15 protein-coding genes, 1 pseudogene and 1 other annotated feature are annotated in these 16,908 nt (G+C 36.7%); of the genes and pseudogenes, 2 read left to right on the forward strand and 14 right to left on the reverse strand.

The genetic code is table 11. The features are described from left to right. Window positions 1-3: 3 nt before the first annotated feature. The 8 genes from SRT_RS06305 to SRT_RS06340 form a co-directional block, all read right to left on the reverse strand. On the reverse strand, window positions 4-909 hold the full coding sequence (locus tag SRT_RS06305; RefSeq protein WP_128833453.1) for a LysR family transcriptional regulator: 906 nt from the start codon (window positions 907-909) through the stop codon (window positions 4-6). 235 nt (window positions 910-1,144) lie between these two features. Further along, on the reverse strand, window positions 1,145-1,636 hold the full coding sequence (locus SRT_RS06310) for an NAD(+) diphosphatase (protein ID WP_128833454.1): 492 nt from the start codon (window positions 1,634-1,636) through the stop codon (window positions 1,145-1,147). After that, entirely contained in the window at window positions 1,637-2,332 is a 696-nt protein-coding gene (locus SRT_RS06315) for a GNAT family N-acetyltransferase (protein ID WP_128833455.1), read from the reverse strand. A gap of 320 nt (window positions 2,333-2,652) precedes the next feature. Beyond that, window positions 2,653-2,946 (reverse strand): 50S ribosomal protein L27, encoded by a 294-nt coding sequence (rpmA, locus tag SRT_RS06320; RefSeq protein WP_002261998.1) that lies wholly within the window; start codon window positions 2,944-2,946, stop codon window positions 2,653-2,655. A 21-nt stretch (window positions 2,947-2,967) separates the two neighbouring features. Continuing rightward, window positions 2,968-3,303, reverse strand: coding sequence for a ribosomal-processing cysteine protease Prp (locus SRT_RS06325; protein ID WP_128833456.1), 336 nt, complete (start codon window positions 3,301-3,303; stop codon window positions 2,968-2,970). Between the two features lie 11 nt (window positions 3,304-3,314). Beyond that, window positions 3,315-3,629, reverse strand: coding sequence for a 50S ribosomal protein L21 (rplU, locus tag SRT_RS06330; RefSeq protein ID WP_128833457.1), 315 nt, complete (start codon window positions 3,627-3,629; stop codon window positions 3,315-3,317). 34 nt (window positions 3,630-3,663) lie between these two features. Further along, window positions 3,664-3,739: a sequence feature (ribosomal protein L21 leader region), on the reverse strand. A gap of 280 nt (window positions 3,740-4,019) precedes the next feature. Next, the gene (gene thiI / locus SRT_RS06335; RefSeq protein ID WP_128834050.1) at window positions 4,020-5,234 is read right to left on the reverse strand and encodes a tRNA uracil 4-sulfurtransferase ThiI; all 1,215 of its coding nucleotides are present in this window, start codon (window positions 5,232-5,234) and stop codon (window positions 4,020-4,022) included. Window positions 5,235-5,348: 114 nt separating this feature from the next. Beyond that, window positions 5,349-6,491 carry a cysteine desulfurase family protein gene (locus tag SRT_RS06340; protein WP_128833458.1) on the reverse strand — a complete coding sequence of 381 codons (1,143 nt, stop codon included), beginning with the start codon at window positions 6,489-6,491 and terminating at the stop codon, window positions 5,349-5,351. A gap of 123 nt (window positions 6,492-6,614) precedes the next feature. Here SRT_RS06340 and SRT_RS06345 point away from each other — a divergent pair. Further along, window positions 6,615-7,060: pseudogene (locus SRT_RS06345) on the forward strand (DUF6556 family protein). Between the two features lie 341 nt (window positions 7,061-7,401). Then, window positions 7,402-8,658: a bifunctional folylpolyglutamate synthase/dihydrofolate synthase gene (locus SRT_RS06350; RefSeq protein WP_128833459.1), complete on the forward strand. Its 1,257-nt coding sequence runs from the start codon at window positions 7,402-7,404 to the stop codon at window positions 8,656-8,658. Between the two features lie 17 nt (window positions 8,659-8,675). On the opposite strand, the gene gorA is transcribed toward SRT_RS06350, so the two are convergent. The 6 genes from gorA to SRT_RS06380 form a co-directional block, all read right to left on the reverse strand. Beyond that, the gene (gene gorA / locus SRT_RS06355) at window positions 8,676-10,028 is read right to left on the reverse strand and encodes a glutathione-disulfide reductase (RefSeq protein WP_128833460.1); all 1,353 of its coding nucleotides are present in this window, start codon (window positions 10,026-10,028) and stop codon (window positions 8,676-8,678) included. 135 nt (window positions 10,029-10,163) lie between these two features. Then, on the reverse strand, window positions 10,164-11,006 hold the full coding sequence (locus SRT_RS06360; RefSeq protein WP_128833461.1) for an aldo/keto reductase: 843 nt from the start codon (window positions 11,004-11,006) through the stop codon (window positions 10,164-10,166). A gap of 118 nt (window positions 11,007-11,124) precedes the next feature. Next, entirely contained in the window at window positions 11,125-12,759 is a 1,635-nt protein-coding gene (locus tag SRT_RS06365) for a GBS Bsp-like repeat-containing protein (protein WP_128833462.1), read from the reverse strand. 205 nt (window positions 12,760-12,964) lie between these two features. Then, on the reverse strand, window positions 12,965-14,776 hold the full coding sequence (locus tag SRT_RS06370) for a hypothetical protein (RefSeq protein ID WP_128833463.1): 1,812 nt from the start codon (window positions 14,774-14,776) through the stop codon (window positions 12,965-12,967). Between the two features lie 127 nt (window positions 14,777-14,903). Then, window positions 14,904-15,842: a glycosyltransferase family 2 protein gene (locus tag SRT_RS06375; RefSeq protein WP_128833464.1), complete on the reverse strand. Its 939-nt coding sequence runs from the start codon at window positions 15,840-15,842 to the stop codon at window positions 14,904-14,906. 131 nt (window positions 15,843-15,973) lie between these two features. Beyond that, window positions 15,974-16,900: a glycosyltransferase family 2 protein gene (locus SRT_RS06380; protein WP_128833465.1), complete on the reverse strand. Its 927-nt coding sequence runs from the start codon at window positions 16,898-16,900 to the stop codon at window positions 15,974-15,976. Between the last annotated feature and the right edge of the window lie 8 nt (window positions 16,901-16,908).

The following is a 16,908-nucleotide window of genomic DNA, read 5'->3' on the forward strand; positions in this document are numbered from 1 at the left end:
CTCCTAAGGTTTATAAGTTTCAAAATAATTGAACATGACATTGATAAATTTGAGAGCACATGTTGATAAGTTTGTACTATTGCGTCTGACATAAACCATGCGATTGTCCAATTTATCATCCAAAGGAATGACCGTAATACCATTAACACTGCAACTATCCAAAAAACCAGACCCAGTCGCATAGGCATCTGTGCGCTCTAAAATGCCATTTAGAGTTGCTCGGTCAGTCACATTGTAAATGAGGGAACTTTCGCTGGTATCTACCAAATTCTCTGAATAATAAAGGTACTCATCTTTTTCTTGAGTAAAGCGTACCGTTTCCAGTCCAGTTAAATCATCCATAGTCAATCGTTCTTTTTCTGCCAGAGGATGATCCTGACGCAGATAAATATGTGTTTGAAAAGAAATCATCTCTACAAATTCAAGCCCCAACTTATCCATTTTTTGCAAAATACCCTTACGGTTTTGCTGATTCATATAGATAATGCCGATTTCACTGTGTCCTTGGGCAACTTCATCCAAAATCTGAGCAGTTGTCGTTTCAAAAATCCGAAAATCTTTATATTTGGGATACTGTTTGGAAAAGGCAGTCAGCAAAGGCGGTAAGAAATCATAGTGCTGACTGGCAACGGAAAATTGATTTTTTTCACTATCAGACTGGGCATAACGCTTCTCAAAAGAATCAAAACTTTTAACCACTTCTAATGATTTTTCGTAAAAAACCAATCCTTGACTAGTTAAAACTGCACCTGTTGTTGTTCGAGTAAAAATTTGAAAACCGAGTTCTTGCTCCAGATCCTTGACAGCGACTGACAAACTGGGCTGACTGACAAAAAGCTTAGCAGCGGCTTCGCGAAAGGTACCGCTGTTGGCAATAGCCACCACATAACGTAATTGTTGAATATTCATATGATTACTTTCTTTTTAAATTGCTCTTTCTATTATACAAAAAAATCACACATTGCGCGTGATTCAGATTGAAGAAAAAGTCTTCCTTTTTATTCTTGATTATTTCTTGCAAGCCAAAACAAGGGGGGAGAGAATTCCTTGCCCATTCCTGCTGGTGCTTAGTCAATAATCTTTGACCGATAAAGTTTCCTAAAAGGAAGCCAATTAGAATAGTTAAAATGCACTATTGACTTGTTTAATGAACTTTTTTATCCAACCAATTTAGAAGAAAATTCTTTGCTAGACTAGGAGATAGAATAGCTTCCTTGGCTTGGTCAGGATGAAACCAGTTAGCTGCTTCCACTTCATGGTTCAGTTTTAAATCGCTGGCTTTCTTGGCACGGCAGACAAAGTTCACCATTAAAACTTGATTTTTTTCATAAAAAGAGCTGGCATTAAAAGCTATTATCTCAACTGTCAAACCAGTCTCTTCTAACACCTCGCGTTTGACAGCCTCTTCTAATTTTTCGCCTTTATTAACATAACCTGCTACTAAGATATACTGTCTCATATGGTACTGCTGAATCAGAAGAATCTTTTGCATTTGCTCATCATAGACAATCATTGATACTGCAAGATCATGCTGAGGAAAACGAAAAGACTGACAATTTTTACAGTAAGGTACTTGCCCTTCGTGTTCTAACATTTTTTCTACTAATTGTGTCCCACAATGCTGACAAAATTCCATTTAACAATCCTTCAATGCTTTTATTTGCTGACCATTATCATCAAAATTCTTCGGTGATAGCCAGTTTTCAAACCGCTTTTTCAGTGTAGGCCAGTCTTGGTCGATAACAGAAAACCAGTCCGTATTACGTGTTCGTCCCTTATAAACGACATGATTACGGAAAGTTCCTTCATAAGTAAAGCCAAGTCGCTTAGCAGCATTGCCAGAAGACTGATTTAGATGATCGCACTTCCATTCATAACGGCGATAACCCAGATCCTCAAAAACATAATTCATAACCAAGTATTGTGCTTCTGTTGCAGCAGATGTTTTCTGCAAGGCAGGTGCATAAATGACACGCCCCATCTCAAGCACACGATTTTTAGGATCAATGCGCATAAGCGAAAAAGTACCTAAGACTTTATCTGTTTCTTTGTCACGAATGGCAAAAAAATAAGGATTTTTAGATTTTTCATAATCTTGGAGACGTTCTTGAACAGCTTCAGCAGTTTCAAAAGGCTGATCAAACATGTAGGTCCAATCAGACGGAACTGCATTCTTCCAATAGAAATCAATAATGTCATTTAGATGTTTTCTGGTATCAATATGTTCCACACTGCAATAGCGACCCTCTAAAAGCTTCACATCAGGCATTTGGCCAACTGCAAAATGTTCCAAGGTTTTTCCAACTTCTTGCTGGTACTGGTTAACTGGCATAAAGAACCTCTTTTCTATTGATTATTAACCATTATAGCATACGGTTAAAAATAATCGTTTACGATTGATTGATAATTGACGAACATTATCTATCTACCTTAAAAGGAAAACCTATTAAATGAAACAAGATGATCAGATAATCTTCACCTCCAGATTCAAAAATGGAATTACAAGAAGATTTCCACAACTAAAAAGAAAAGGAGTGAAAATGATTTTTTCAACTCCCTTTAGACTGAAGCCTATAAAATACAGACTTTTCTTATTCTATTCCTTGTAAGAAAAACTTCAAAAGCTTTCTTATACTCAAAAAGTATTAACTTTTATTTTGCGATTGGATAAACAGATACTTGTTTTTTATCGCGACCTTTACGTTCGAAACGAACAACACCTTCAACTTTAGCAAAAAGGGTATCATCTCCACCGCGACCTACGTTAGCACCTGGGTAGATATGTGTTCCGCGTTGACGGTAAAGGATTGAACCACCTGTAACAGTTTGTCCATCAGCTGCCTTAGCACCAAGACGTTTGCTTTCTGAATCACGTCCGTTAGATGTAGAACCGCCACCTTTTTTGTGGGCGAAAAGTTGCAAATTAGCAAGATTCATTTTTAACATAATGTTGTGTCCTCTCTTAAATTATTGGGTCATTATCTTAGCTGTTACAAATTCCGGAGAATTTTCAGCAAGATTAGTTATTCCTAGAAGAAAAGCTTCAAATAACAATTGAACTTTCTCATCTGATTTATTGGTTATATACGATAAATCAATCTTCATATAACCGCCATCAAACTCATTCATTTGTAAACTAACTGTACAGTCTGCTAAAACTTCCAAAGCATTAACCAAATTTATTGATAAAGTTGAAACAGCTGCGCATACGATATCAAAGCCATACTCACCAGATCCAGCATGACCAGTCAGCTCAACGCTTTCCAATATGCCTTTGCGGCGAATAAATGTTGCTTGAATCATATCAGTTTATCTTAAGCGTTAATAGCTTTGATAACAACTTTGGTATAAGGCTGACGGTGACCTTGTTTACGGTGACTGCCTTTTTTAGGTTTGTACTTGTAAGTAACAACTTTCTTTTGTTTGCCTTGTTTTTCAACAGTTCCAACAACAGTAGCTCCTTTAACAATTGGAGTACCAACAACAGTTTTGTCACCACCGACAAGAACAACTTGATCAAATGTTACTTCTGCTCCAGCTTCAACATCAAGTTTTTCAACATAGATTGCTTGATCGACTTCAACTTTAACTTGTTTTCCACCAGTTTTGATGATTGCGTATGTGCTCATGATGCACCTCCTATAAGATTTTGCTTGAGGAAATTCCTCCGTGAAGACTCGCCTAAATCGTGAGCTGCGAAAGCTGCTTAAAAGCGATTTTCGTGCGGTTGCACAGGATGTGCATATAGTCAACTTTTACAGTATAGCATTTTTCCTATACTTTGACAAGTTTTTTTCATTTCCTGCCACGCCAATCGCATGAAGAAATTTTTTCGAAATATTTCAGAAATAAAGAAAGCAAAGAACAAGGCCAGATTACTCAGCTGGTAAATATCATATAAGCAATTTTTTCTTTTCTCTCAACTGTACAAAATAAGCTGTACGCGACAAAGCATTTTGACTAAAATGAGCCAAAAAAAGAAGCAAAATAGCAGACATGAAAATCACTTTCTCTATTGCTTACAACAACCCCTCAATCAGCTCATCCACTTCGTCGTTCTCTGCTTCCGGTGTAATTTCTGTAATCATAATGCCTGCCACAGCACGTTCTACCAGGTTTTCGACATCCATACGTGCCTCATATTGCTCGGCATTTTTGATTTTAGGATTGGTTTTAGGCCGATCCGGTGCAAAAATAGTGCAACAATCTTCAAAGGGTTGAATCGAAATAGCAAAAGTATCAATTTTCTCAGCAATATCAATAATTTCCAATTTATCCATGGTGATCACAGGTCTAATAACAGGTGTTGTCGTAACAGCATTGATAGCTTGCATGGACTCTAATGTCTGACTGGCAACCTGTCCCAGACTCTCACCATTGATAATGACTAAACCACTGCGCTTTTCTCGAATTCGATCGGTAATTCGCATCATGAAACGCCGAGTTAAGGTCATCAGGTAGGCTTCAGGAGCTTTTGCCTTAATTTCTTCCTGAATTTCTGTAAAAGGCACTTCAATAAATTGAATACTGCCGCCAAATTTAGTCAATTTACGTGTCAAATCCTGTGCTTTTTTCAGAGCACCGGGACTAGTATAAGGCGGACTGGCAAAATGGACCGCTTCAATATTAACGCCTCTTTTTAGAGCAAGATAGCCCGCCACTGGTGAATCAATTCCTCCTGACAGCATCAGCATACCTTTACCAGCTGTCCCAACCGGCAAACCACCCGCTCCTTTAATATTTTCATAAGAAAGATAAGCTGCTTCCTCACGAATCTCTACTTTCAAATTGACATCTGGATGCTTCATCTGCGCTTTGATATCAGGCAGAACAGCAAAAACTGCACTGCCTAAAACCTGATTAAGTTCACGACTGTCTAATTCAAACTGATGATCACTTCTTTTGCTTGAAATTTTAAAAGTCAGACCTTCATGATAAAGTTCCATCATAATTGCTTGAACAGCCTTTTCTAAAGCAGGGACGTTTTTTTCAATCTTATAGGAAGGAGAGAAGGCTTGAATCCCAAAAATTTGTTTGAGGGATTCTGCTACAAGAACATAGTTTGCTCCATTAAGATAGATATGGGCACGATCGCGATCCGCACGAATACTGACTTGGGGATAAATGGACAAAACATGTTTCATATTGCGCTTCAATTGGTTGATAAAGCGCATGCGATTTTTACCTTTCGTTGACAATTCGCCATAACGCACCATAATTTCTGAATACTGCATAATTAAAATATAAGAGCCATTAATAACTAGAACAGAGAAAATTGAAGGCATTTATCTAACTGATAAAGTCTTCATCTTTTTTCTAAATTTCTCAGATTTTATGACCTTCCTTTCTTACCTTACTTTTTTTGTTTTTTCATAAATTTGTTTGAAAATGGTTAAAAATTGCTCCACCTGACTCATGTCATTATCCTCATCAAGACTAATACGGACAGCTGTCTGTGCAAGCCTGCTGGGAATCCCCATTGAAATGAGGGTTCCTGCAGGTTTACCAGCCTTGGAGGAACAAGATGATGTCGTTGAAATGTAAATATCATGTTCTTCAAAGGCGTGAACCAATACCTCACCACGCACTCCCTTGATACCAAAAGTCAGAATATTAGGAGCAAAATGCGCCAATTCTGAAAAAAGAATGGCATCATCATAATGCGACAAGCTGTCAAAAAGAACTTTTTTCATAGCTGAAAGCTTCTTCTGTCCTATTTTGGCTTTATCAAGAACGATTCTCAAGGCTTTGGCCGTTGCCGCAATCCCCGCAACATTTTCAGTGGTGCTTCGAAAGCCCAATTCTTGACCGCCACCGTTCAAAAGAGGAGAGATCTTCTTCCCAATTTTCTTATAAATAAAGCCAACGCCACGAACAGAATGAAATTTATGACCAGAAAAAGTCGCAAAATCCACACGATCAGTCAAGTAAGCGTCCGTTGCTATCTTGCCAATTGCCTGCACAGCATCTACATGAAAAGAAATACTAGCCTTATCAGCTAAAAGCTTTGAAATTGCTTTAATCGGTTGAACAGAACCAATCTCATTATTAACGGCCATGATAGAAACTAAAATAGTATCAGGCCGCAATAATTCTTCTAAGACATCAACTTTGACAAATCCCTTTTTATCAACAGGGGCAAAATCAACCTCAAAGCCCTGAGTTTGCAACCATTTAGCAGATTCTTTCACTGCTGGATGTTCAATGTCAGATACAATAATATGTTTACCGTAGCGCTGCTTTTCAAAGGCCAGACCTTTAATGACCCAGTTATCTCCTTCTGTACCGCCTGAAGTAAAGAAGACTTCATCTGTCCTTTTTCCTAAAAGCTCTGCAATCTGCTGCCGAGATGCCTGCAAAATCCTGCTTGACTGACTGCCTAACTGATGCAAGCTGGAAGGATTGCCAAAAATTTTAGTTGCCACCTCTTCATAGGTCTTGATTACTTCTGGATAAGGAAGTGTTGTCGCTGAATTATCAAAATAAATCATCTTTATCACCTTTTTAATACAATAGCAACATTATACCATATTTCATAAAACTTCTTTGGAGAATGGCATTATTTTTATGGCTTTTTTAGGGAAAAAGCGTATAATATTATCAAAGGAGGAAACATGGCAAATAATTATTCTCGTCGTCAACAACCCACTAAAAAACAAAGGGGACAAGTCGAAAACGTCCGACTGAACATATCAAAACAGGCTTTTCAGCATTGCAAAAAACTGTTGCTATTATCGCTGGTATCTTAGGGATTATTACCGCTTTGATTACTATTAATAACTATCGCAATAGTTCACACAATGATAAAAAGGATTCTACATCTAAAACCACTATTATCAAAGAAAAAGAAGTGGATGACTCAAATAGTAACAACAATGCTGGTAATTCTCAAGCCGAAAATGACAGCAATAACAATAACAATTCTGCAGAATCAAATCAAAATCAAACTGCAACAACAGCAAATGACAGTAACAGCAATTCGGCTAATCAAAATCAAGACAATAGCCAATCACAGGCAAATAATCAGCAAAATCAAAACAATGCTAATGCTGGTCAATAATTTTAAAAAGGTTGAGACAAAAGTGTCCTAACCTTTTTATTGTATAGTGTTAGCTTAGCGCAGTGGTTGATGGAATTATCACCCCTTATTTTTCAAACTCAACACCTACCTAAACAATCCATTGGACTGTTTAGGTATCTCTTGCTCTGTAAGTTATCGAGGTAATAATTTGGGAAACTGTTGGAACTTACTTAATCCACTTGGCAGAAAACAAAATGACAACCTCGAATCGCCAATTCATTCCGATTGACTGACTTTGCCTCACTATCTTTTTAAATTTTCTTTTCTGAATACTTTCAGATATGCTATAATGATGACACTATTGTATCAAGGGACAAACAATGAATAAAACAGAAATGCTCAATTGGATTCATTCTTTCAAAGCTAGAGGACGACAAGCTGATTTAAGACGTATGCATTGGATGCTGGAAAAATTGGACAAGCCACAAACTAAATTTCCTGCTATTCACATTGTTGGCACCAATGGTAAAGGATCTACATGTAGCTATTTACAACATATTCTGACAGCATCAGGTTACAAGACAGGAACTTTTACTTCTCCTTATATTACTCGCTTTAACGAACGTATTGCCATTGACGGTCAGGAAATTTCTGTTCAGGACTTAAATAAGGTCGTTTCGCTTGTCAAACCCATTGTTGAATCGGTAACCATTGAAACCCAATATGAAAAGGTTACTGAATTTGAACTCGTCACACTTCTTATGTTTACCTATTTTGCCCAAATCAATCCTGTAGACATTGCCATCATTGAAGCAGGAATCGGCGGACTTAAGGACTCAACAAACGTTTTCAAGGCACTGGCGGTTGTCTGTCCTTCAATAAGTTTTGATCACCAAGAAAAACTGGGCAATAGTTTAGCACAAATCGCCCAGCAAAAGGTAGGAGTCTTAGATGAAAAGGTCCCCTTTATTTTTGGTCAAATGACTTCTGCAGTTAAACAAGTGTTTTATAAACAACCCCAATTATTAGGCTGCCCAACTTTTGAATGCAATAAAGACTTTTCTTTTAAAGAAAATGGCAAAGCTTTTGACTTTACTTATCAAAACTTTTTGATATCAGCTATTCAACTAAAAATGCTAGGCCGACATCAAAAAGCTAATGCCAGTCTTGCCATTATGACGAGTTTAATTCTAGCTAAGGTATTCCCAAATATTAACTCCAAAACAATAAGGACTGGTCTTCAATCCACCATCTGGCCCGGACGCTGTGAATTATTACAAGCTAATTTGCTACTTGATGGCGCCCACAATGTAGATGCTATTACAAAGCTCATCCAAATGCTAAAAGACAACTTTAGAGATAAAACCATTCATATTCTCTTTGCCGGGCTCAAACGTAAACCAATCGAAAAAATGTTGGCACAATTAGCCGAATTTGATCTTAGTGTTACGAGCTTTGATTTTTTTGAAGCCCTGCCTTTAGAAAATTACCCACTTAGCTATCCAAGAGTTGACAATTGGAAAAATTGGATAACTCAGGCAATAGCCCATTCAGATCATCTTTATGTTGTAACAGGATCTTTCTACTTCATTTCCCAAGTTCGTAATCACCTTATCGAAAAGACAAGACTCCAATGAACCTTGTCTTATATATATCAGCGCATAGTGACAAACTCTTCTGAGCCTGTTGGGTGAATGGCAACGGTATTGTCAAAATCAGCCTTAGTTGCTCCCATTTTGATAGCAACCGCAAAACCTTGAATCATCTCATCAACACCATAACCAATACCATGTAGACCAACAATCTTTTCATCCTCACCTACTGTTACCAACTTCATTTTGCAGACTTGACGGTGACTGGTTACTGCCGTATACATTGAAGTAAAAGTTGAACGATAAATGGTGACATTTTCTTCACCATACTGATCTAAAGCTGCCTCTTCAGATAGACCGATTGAACCAATAACTGGATGGCTGAAAATAACGGTAGCAACATCCTTATAATCCATCTTAGCCTCAGGCTTATGGTTAAAGAGACGTTCAGACAGTTGACGACCAGCCTTTACAGCAACTGGTGTTAATTCCAATTTCCCATTGACATCTCCAAGAGCATAAAGACCTTCAACATTAGTATTTTCAAATGCATCAGTCGCAATAAAACCTTTACTATCTAGAGCGACACCAGTCACTTCCAGATTAAAGCCTTTTGTATTGGCAGCACGGCCAATTGCCCAAATCAAGGTATCAACAGTATACTCTTCACCATTTTCTAAAATAAGTGTTAAACTATCATCAGTATTTTTAATCACTTCTTTAGGGACTGAAAAAGTATGAAGCTGAGGGCCATCTTTTTTCATTTCGTCCACAAGTGTGCCAACAATTTCCTTATCAAATTTGCGAAGGGGACGATCCCGACGGACAAAAAGATGGGTCTCACTGCCAAGAGCATGCAGAACACCTGAAATTTCCACAGCAATATAACCAGCACCAACAACTGCTGTTCGTTTAGGAACGGCATCTAATTCAAAGAAGCCATCTGAAGTAATACCATACTCACTACCAGGAATATCCGGCAGTAAGGCATGACCACCCGTCGCAATCAAAATATGCGGTGCAGTATAATGTTCCCCAGCCACTTCTACTGTATGAGCATCTACAAAAGTAGCATAGCCATAAACACGTTCAACACCATTGCTATCAAAACCACGTTCATAAGAATCATGGATACGATCAATATAAGCCTGACGATTTTGCTTCAAGACATCGAAATGAAAGGTCTGAGTTGTGACATCAAAACCATAGTCAGCTGCATAATTGTTAATAGTTTCTGCTACCTGAGATCCATACCACATGACTTTCTTAGGGACACAGCCAACATTAACACAGGTTCCACCGACTTCCTTGCCTTCAAATAGAATCACCTTAGCACCATGCATAGCCGCACGGTTAGCAGAGGCAATCCCGCCTGAACCACCACCAATAACGATATAATCATATTGTTTAGTCATAAAAATAAAGACTCCTTGTATTAAACATAAATTTACTTTATCACAAAACATCTGGACTGACAATTTTTTAATCTGAAAGAAAAACAGAGCAAGCTAACCTATTGCTCAGCAAGAAGGTAAGCCTGTTCTGTTTTCTTAAAAGGCAGTTTCATCAGGATTGCCCTGTGATTTGACATTTTCAATTTTATCAAGCTTTAAGATATCGTCTTCAGTCAAATCAAAATCAAAAATAGCAAGATTCGATAGGATATTCTTAGGTGTTGCTGATTTAGGCAGAGGTAAGAATCCCTTTTGCAATGACCAACGTAAAGCAATTTGCGCTACTGTTTTATTATACTTATTTGCTAAATCTTGAGCCGTTTGATTATCGAAAATACTTCCTGTACCTAGAGGACTGTAAGCTTCCAAGAGCATCTCATTTTGTCTGCAGAAAGCAACCAGATTCTCCTGTGAACAACCGGGAGCCAACAGAACCTGATTGACCATTGGCTTGACAGTAGCCACTTCAAGCAAGGGCTCCAAATGATGAATCATAAAATTAGAGACACCGATAGCACGGACTTTCCCTGCCTGATATAAATCTTCCATTGCCCGCCAAACGTCAGCGTTTCTTGTCTTCCATGCATCATTTTCACGCAAGGCTATAGGATTAGGCCAATGAATAAGCAACAAATCCAGATAATTAAGTTTTAACTTAGCGAGAGATTCTTCAACAGATTGTTTTGCCTCATCGTAGCTATGCTTATCATTCCAAATTTTAGTTGTTATAAAAAGCTCTTTTCTCTTTATAGGACTATCAGCAATGGCACGACCGACACTCATTTCATTGCCATAATACTGCGCTGTATCAATATGTCTATAGCCAACCTCAAGAGCATAACTAATGCTTTTATAAGCTTCATCCCCATCAGCCAATTTCCAAGTTCCAAAACCAATTTTAGGAATATGAACGCCGTTTATTAAAGTGTACGCTTCCATTTTGATACCTCCTCTAAGATTACTCTTACGACTTTCATTATAGAAAATCGAATCTTAAAAAGCAAGATATAACTGACAACAATTACTATGCACAAACGCACATCTTAGATTTGTTCTCTTAGTCAGGATAAATATAAGTTAATCTTCCCCAGTAGGAAGCCGTGGGATCAAACCATCCGCGAAAATTGGAAATATATTGTTGATTCTTATAATTAGCTTCTTTCACCTGAATACGGTTATTACTCTCAACGTGGGTGACGTAAGCGACATGGCCATAACCATCATCACTCCAACAAGCAATAGCACCAACTTTAGGAACAGTTCCTATTTTGAATCCTTTAACAGCTGCAGTACTTGCCCACTGCCCGCCATTGCCAAGCCAATTAGGTATCCAAGGAGCCAATTCTTTCACTCCCCAAGTACACTGACCAACTGGATAAGTATTTTTTTCATTCATATAGGCTGTTATCCTTACTACAGAAGGCTGATAATGAACAATCTGATTGAGCTGCTGATTAGCCAAAACATGTCCGCTAGTCGTGCCATCATTATAATGAACATAAACATGGACATTATAGCTTCCTGTTTGATTGCCATGCTTTTGAACATCAGCAGTAATTGTAGCCCTTCCATTTGCTAGCTGTTTAGCTTCATACCAATAAAGATTAGCCTGATTAGCATCAGACCAAACAGCAGCACTGATTGACTGTATCGCTTTTGAATTAACTGTTTCAGCTACAGTGACATCAAACGTTCCTTTGTTAATATTATAATGATCAATAGTTACCTGAGGATCTTCATAGTTAATAATGGACGGAACATTAAAATGAGCGCTTCCTAAACCATCCAGTTTCTTGCTTAATTGACTATCGCCATAAATATGAACTTGATAGCTGCCTAATTCAAAACGATGTGCCTTTAAATAAACAGTTGTTTTAAATATACCATCAGCCACTTTTGTTGCCTGATACCATTTCAAATCATCTTGGCCATTTTGTTCACTCCACACAGGAATGGCTACTGAACTGATATAAGGGGGAACATTATTAACAACAACATCATAACTAGTATCATTTATTTTATTAATCTGGGTCTTGACTTTCGGTTTAGGAACATCAACATCTTGAGCACTAATTGGTATCATCTTACCATTTTGCTTAAGGTAAGTATGAACATGGTAAGTTCCATAACCTTTATGATTAGCATAGCCAGCCAAAGTATTCCCGTCAGCATCTGCTGTGTACCAATGAAGATCATCTTGACCATTCTCAGCCGACCAAACCGCTGAAAAAAGTTGATCCGCTGCACTAGGTTTCAGCTTAGAAAATAGTTGAAGGCCGCCTTGTTTTAAGGATAATTGCGGTGCAGATAAGGATAATTTTCGTTTTCCCAAATCAACCCCGACTCGATTACCATCTGTATAGGTAACATAAGCATGCGTAATATAAGAACCTACCTTACTGCCATGATTCTCAGCATTAAAATGAACTGTCAATTGATTGCTGCCATCATTACTGGCATGATACCACTTCAAATCATCCTGTCCATTTTCTTCAGACCAAATCGCAATATCTATCGATTGAATAGTTTTTCCATTAGCTGCCTGTACAGCGTTAACATCAAAAGTCCCAGCCTGTTCATCATAATGGCTAATCGTCACCTGAGCATCCTCTGTCTCTGCTGCCGTATAAGAACTAACAGCTAGCATTCCTAAAATACTACTTGCAAAAAGTGCCACTTTAAGTTTTCTCATTCTCAATCGAAATCTCCTTTATTCTTTTTTACATCTTATTATTCGAAAATAGGATGTGAAATTTTGAAAAAGGAACTATCTATTATATATGTTTTTTAGTTTGACTTAAGTAAGACTTTTACAAATTGATCTCAATATAAAATAGAGCTTGCCAGTGATGCTAAGATGCAATCATTGAACAAACTCTATTGTTGTAAAATAATAGTTAATCTCTGTGCCTACCCATATAATTGCCTATAGTTGACAAAAAGTTTTTTAGCATTCTTGACGAACATAATTTTTCAAAAAGTACTACTCCTCCCATACACATAAAGAGGTTAAATAACAGATAAGCTGACGGAGCATAGAAACCATAAATGAAAGAATCCGTATTTGGATCAATCCATCTTGAAAACAGACTAACGATGAAAAGATTTAAAATTCCTGTTAGTAATAGAGAAGACAGTATAATTAATTTACTAAGATTATTAGCTGTGAATTGATGTCTAAAACCATCAACAATTAAGATTAAATAAGCAAGAAAAGATAAGGGAAACATAAAATAGGATACAGCCTGATAACATTTGATAAGCTTTTCTTGGAAATTAATATAATAATTTCTTCTTCTAAAAATACTAGCATTTAATTGCTGATAGTGATTTGAAAGACTAGTTAAATTGACATCATAATCACTATAGATCTTTGTGATCCCTACTGCACTTAATTGATCATTAGTTCTAGGCAAGGAAATATTTAGCATGTCTTCGTAAGAAATAAGCTCAGTCTCTGTTAAATTAGGATAATCTATATAACCTAATGATAAATTTGTATTATAGAAATGAAACATTTTATTCATCAGATCCAGTGACATGGTTATAGATTGACTAATATCTTTCCAATGGAAGGCACCCGTTTGTGTGGAGAGATAGATACCATCGCGTTTTTTTAACTTTCCTTTTCGAAAAGCTTCCCTCAGTTCATTTGCTATAGCTTTATAAAGAGCATTGGTCTTTTTGCCATTACCATGATAATAACCCTCTTCTTCTACTCCAAATCGAAAAGCCCATTGAGCAATGTCTCCTTTAATATCAGTATTTTTACCAGCCCATAGACCATACGAAGATAAAACTGTATCTCCTATTGTTCGTAAACTCGGACTTGCTTTAATAGCTAATTCGAAAGCCTTTCGTGACGCCCAAACATTACTGTCAGTTGTTTGATTATCTTCAATTTGATAAATGAGGCTCATAGCTTTTGCTGCAGCTGTATCAGAGCGATCATTAACGCCCCATATGCCATAATAGCTATAGTTAATAGCTGAGACCCAAACATTACTAACAACTATACCAACTAAAGGTAATAATACAAGGACACTCCTTAATAAAATTTCATGTAGATCCCTTTTATAAAGAATAACAATTGTTATAATAATTGTTATAGCAGCAACTAATATAAAAGGTAAAATCCAAATAGAATCTTCCCGCAATGTCCAAAAATACATGATAGAAAAGAAAGCTAAAATAGTCCACGGTAAAAACAAAGATAATTTACCGCGACGTCTTATAAAGATAGCAATATAACTAGATATAATGAGTAACAGAACCCATGGAACCAGTGCATTACGATAAATGCGATAAAAAGCACCATGATTGATAGGCGTAAAAATAATAACAAAAAAGATAAGCAACAGTAATTTTTTACTTTTTACTACAGGCTGAATGGCCTTTATAAAACTAAAACTAGACAGACTGATTAACAAGCCATAAAGTACGCTATAAGGGATATTTAACAGTTGAGTTAGAGCAAGAAAAAGAGGGTAGCCTACATTTTTAGTCATTGCAATATAAGAATAAGTTTTACCCAACCAGTTTCCTGAAGCAATTGAAATAGCATTTTTAAGCTGCAGTAGATCGTCATAACCCGTATTAACATCCAACTCCCATGAAGCACTTCTCAATAAGGCTATTCGACAAATTCCAATAAAACATAATATAATATAAAATAGAGTACTTTTTTTAATCGTCACATTCTTTTTCAATTAGACCAATCTCCCTCTTTCTTATCTATATAAAATTCTAAAAATTTAAAATAGCGGCTAATAAACTGAGTTAGATAAAAATTTGAACAATTTTATAATCGCCACAAATAATACCCAGCCCTAAAGACTATTTACGACCATTACGCTCATAATAGTCATAAATTTTCAGTTCATATTGCATACGATTCTGACGAACAATAGTATCTAAAATAAAACCTAATGCAAAAGACAAGGCTGCTAAAATCATAAAACCTGTTGCTAAAATAGCTGATGGCATTTTAGCAATAAAGCCTGTCTCTGCAAATTCCGTCACAACAGGAACACCTACGATAAGACCTAAAATAAAGAAAAATAAAGTCACAAGACTAAAGAATATGAGTGGCTTATAATCTTTAAAGAGATTAAAAATCATACAAAGTACTTTAAAACCATCTGAGAAGGTATTCAGTTTAGACTCACTACCCTCGGGACGATCATGATATGTAATAGGCACTTCGACTAGTTTAAAACGTTTGTCAAGCGAATGGATTGACAATTCAGTCTCAATCTCAAATCCTGATGATAAAACAGGAAAATTCTTAACAAAGAGACGATTAAAGCCACGATATCCCGTCATAATATCCTGATAATTTCCTTGGTAAAGGTGATTAACTAAAAGTCGTACTAAATTATTGCCGAAGCCATGAAACCCACGCTTATTTTCTTCAGCATAAGTCCCATTAGATAGACGATCTCCAATGGTCATATCAGCTTCACCAGAACGTAAAGGGTCTAAAAGCTTTTGCACCTCGTCTGCTGGGTATGTATCATCTGCATCAACCATGATATAGTAATCTGCATTAATTTCACGAAACATTGAACGAACGACATTTCCCTTTCCTTGGCGAGATTCAAAACGAACAATCGCACCAGCTTGGCGAGCTAATTCATTTGTTCTGTCTTTAGAATTATTATCATAAACATAAATATCAGCTTCCGGTAAGACTCGCTTAAAATCAGTGATAACTTTTTGAATAGTAATCTCTTCATTGTAAGCTGGAAGTAATATTGCAATTTTCTCTGTCATAGTATAAATTCTCACTGTTAATATTATCAAGCAACAAAATTTAGAATCAACAACAATTAAACATGACTCATTAGTAAATGCTAAGTTCTGGTTTTATAAAGTTATTGATTCTAAATAAATGTCTATAGCCTCTATCCTTTCTCCTTAACAATATAAACTGGTCTTTTCTTGGTTTCCAAAAAGATTTTAGCAATGTATTTTCCAATAATACCAAGTGACAAAAGTTGTAAACCACCTATTAAAAGTATAATAGACACCATACTGGCCCAGCCCGTAACACTGCCTCCAACAGTTAATTTTCGAATGATAATAAATAGAATACTAATGATGGAAAGTAAAAACGAAATAGCCCCTGTCCATGTTGCCAAGTTAAGCGGTGCTTCAGAAAAGTTAATGAAACCATCCATAGAATAACGTAAAAGAGTCCAAAAACTCCATGACGTTTTTCCTGCAACACGTTCTCGATTCTCATAAGCTACATAAGTGACATCAAATCCTACCCAAGAGAAAAGGCCCTTTGAAAATCGGTTGACTTCGCCTAATTTTAAAATACTATCAACTACTTGACGTGTCATTAAACGAAAGTCACGCGCCCCATCTACCATTTCTGTACTCGAAATTTTATTAATGAGCCAATAGAATGTCTTCGCAAATAAAGAGCGAATGAAAGGCTCCCCCTTCCGGTCAGCACGTCTAGTACCTACCACATCATAACCTTCTTTTAATTTAGAATACATTTCTAATAACAGCTCTGGCGGATCCTGCAAATCAGCGTCCATAACAGTAATAATATCACCATCTGCTGCTTCCAACCCTGCTAAAAGAGCAGCTTCTTTTCCAAAATTTCGGGAAAAAGAGAGATAATGTACATTTTTAAACCGAGCTGCAGCTTCACGTAAAACTGTTAAAGTCTTATCACTTGAACCATCATTAATAAAATAATAGTCAAAAAGCAACTCATCAGACATTTGTCTTTCCACTTTTTGTGTTTCTTTTAAAAATGGGTGAATGGTTTCTCCCTCGTTATAACAAGGAATCACTATTGAAAGTTTTTTCATTTTTCCCC

It is taken from the genome of Streptococcus troglodytae, from assembly GCF_002355215.1.
Taxonomy (GTDB): Bacteria; Bacillota; Bacilli; order Lactobacillales; family Streptococcaceae; genus Streptococcus; species Streptococcus troglodytae.

Excerpts from the sequence above, each read along its gene's own strand:
- SRT_RS06325 (WP_128833456.1), bottom strand. The coding sequence starts at position 3,303 with ATGATTCAAGCAACATTTATTCGCCGCAAAGGCATATTGGAAAGCGTT.
- rplU (WP_128833457.1), bottom strand. The coding sequence starts at position 3,629 with ATGAGCACATACGCAATCATCAAAACTGGTGGAAAACAAGTTAAAGTT.
- SRT_RS06350 (WP_128833459.1), top strand. The coding sequence starts at position 7,402 with ATGAATAAAACAGAAATGCTCAATTGGATTCATTCTTTCAAAGCTAGA.
- SRT_RS06375 (WP_128833464.1), bottom strand. The coding sequence starts at position 15,842 with ATGACAGAGAAAATTGCAATATTACTTCCAGCTTACAATGAAGAGATT.
- SRT_RS06315 (WP_128833455.1), bottom strand. The coding sequence starts at position 2,332 with ATGCCAGTTAACCAGTACCAGCAAGAAGTTGGAAAAACCTTGGAACAT.
- thiI (WP_128834050.1), bottom strand. The coding sequence starts at position 5,234 with ATGCAGTATTCAGAAATTATGGTGCGTTATGGCGAATTGTCAACGAAA.
- SRT_RS06340 (WP_128833458.1), bottom strand. The coding sequence starts at position 6,491 with ATGATTTATTTTGATAATTCAGCGACAACACTTCCTTATCCAGAAGTA.
- rpmA (WP_002261998.1), bottom strand. The coding sequence starts at position 2,946 with ATGTTAAAAATGAATCTTGCTAATTTGCAACTTTTCGCCCACAAAAAA.
- SRT_RS06310 (WP_128833454.1), bottom strand. The coding sequence starts at position 1,636 with ATGGAATTTTGTCAGCATTGTGGGACACAATTAGTAGAAAAAATGTTA.
- SRT_RS06380 (WP_128833465.1), bottom strand. The coding sequence starts at position 16,900 with ATGAAAAAACTTTCAATAGTGATTCCTTGTTATAACGAGGGAGAAACC.
- SRT_RS06365 (WP_128833462.1), bottom strand. The coding sequence starts at position 12,759 with ATGAGAAAACTTAAAGTGGCACTTTTTGCAAGTAGTATTTTAGGAATG.
- gorA (WP_128833460.1), bottom strand. The coding sequence starts at position 10,028 with ATGACTAAACAATATGATTATATCGTTATTGGTGGTGGTTCAGGCGGG.
- SRT_RS06305 (WP_128833453.1), bottom strand. The coding sequence starts at position 909 with ATGAATATTCAACAATTACGTTATGTGGTGGCTATTGCCAACAGCGGT.
- SRT_RS06360 (WP_128833461.1), bottom strand. The coding sequence starts at position 11,006 with ATGGAAGCGTACACTTTAATAAACGGCGTTCATATTCCTAAAATTGGT.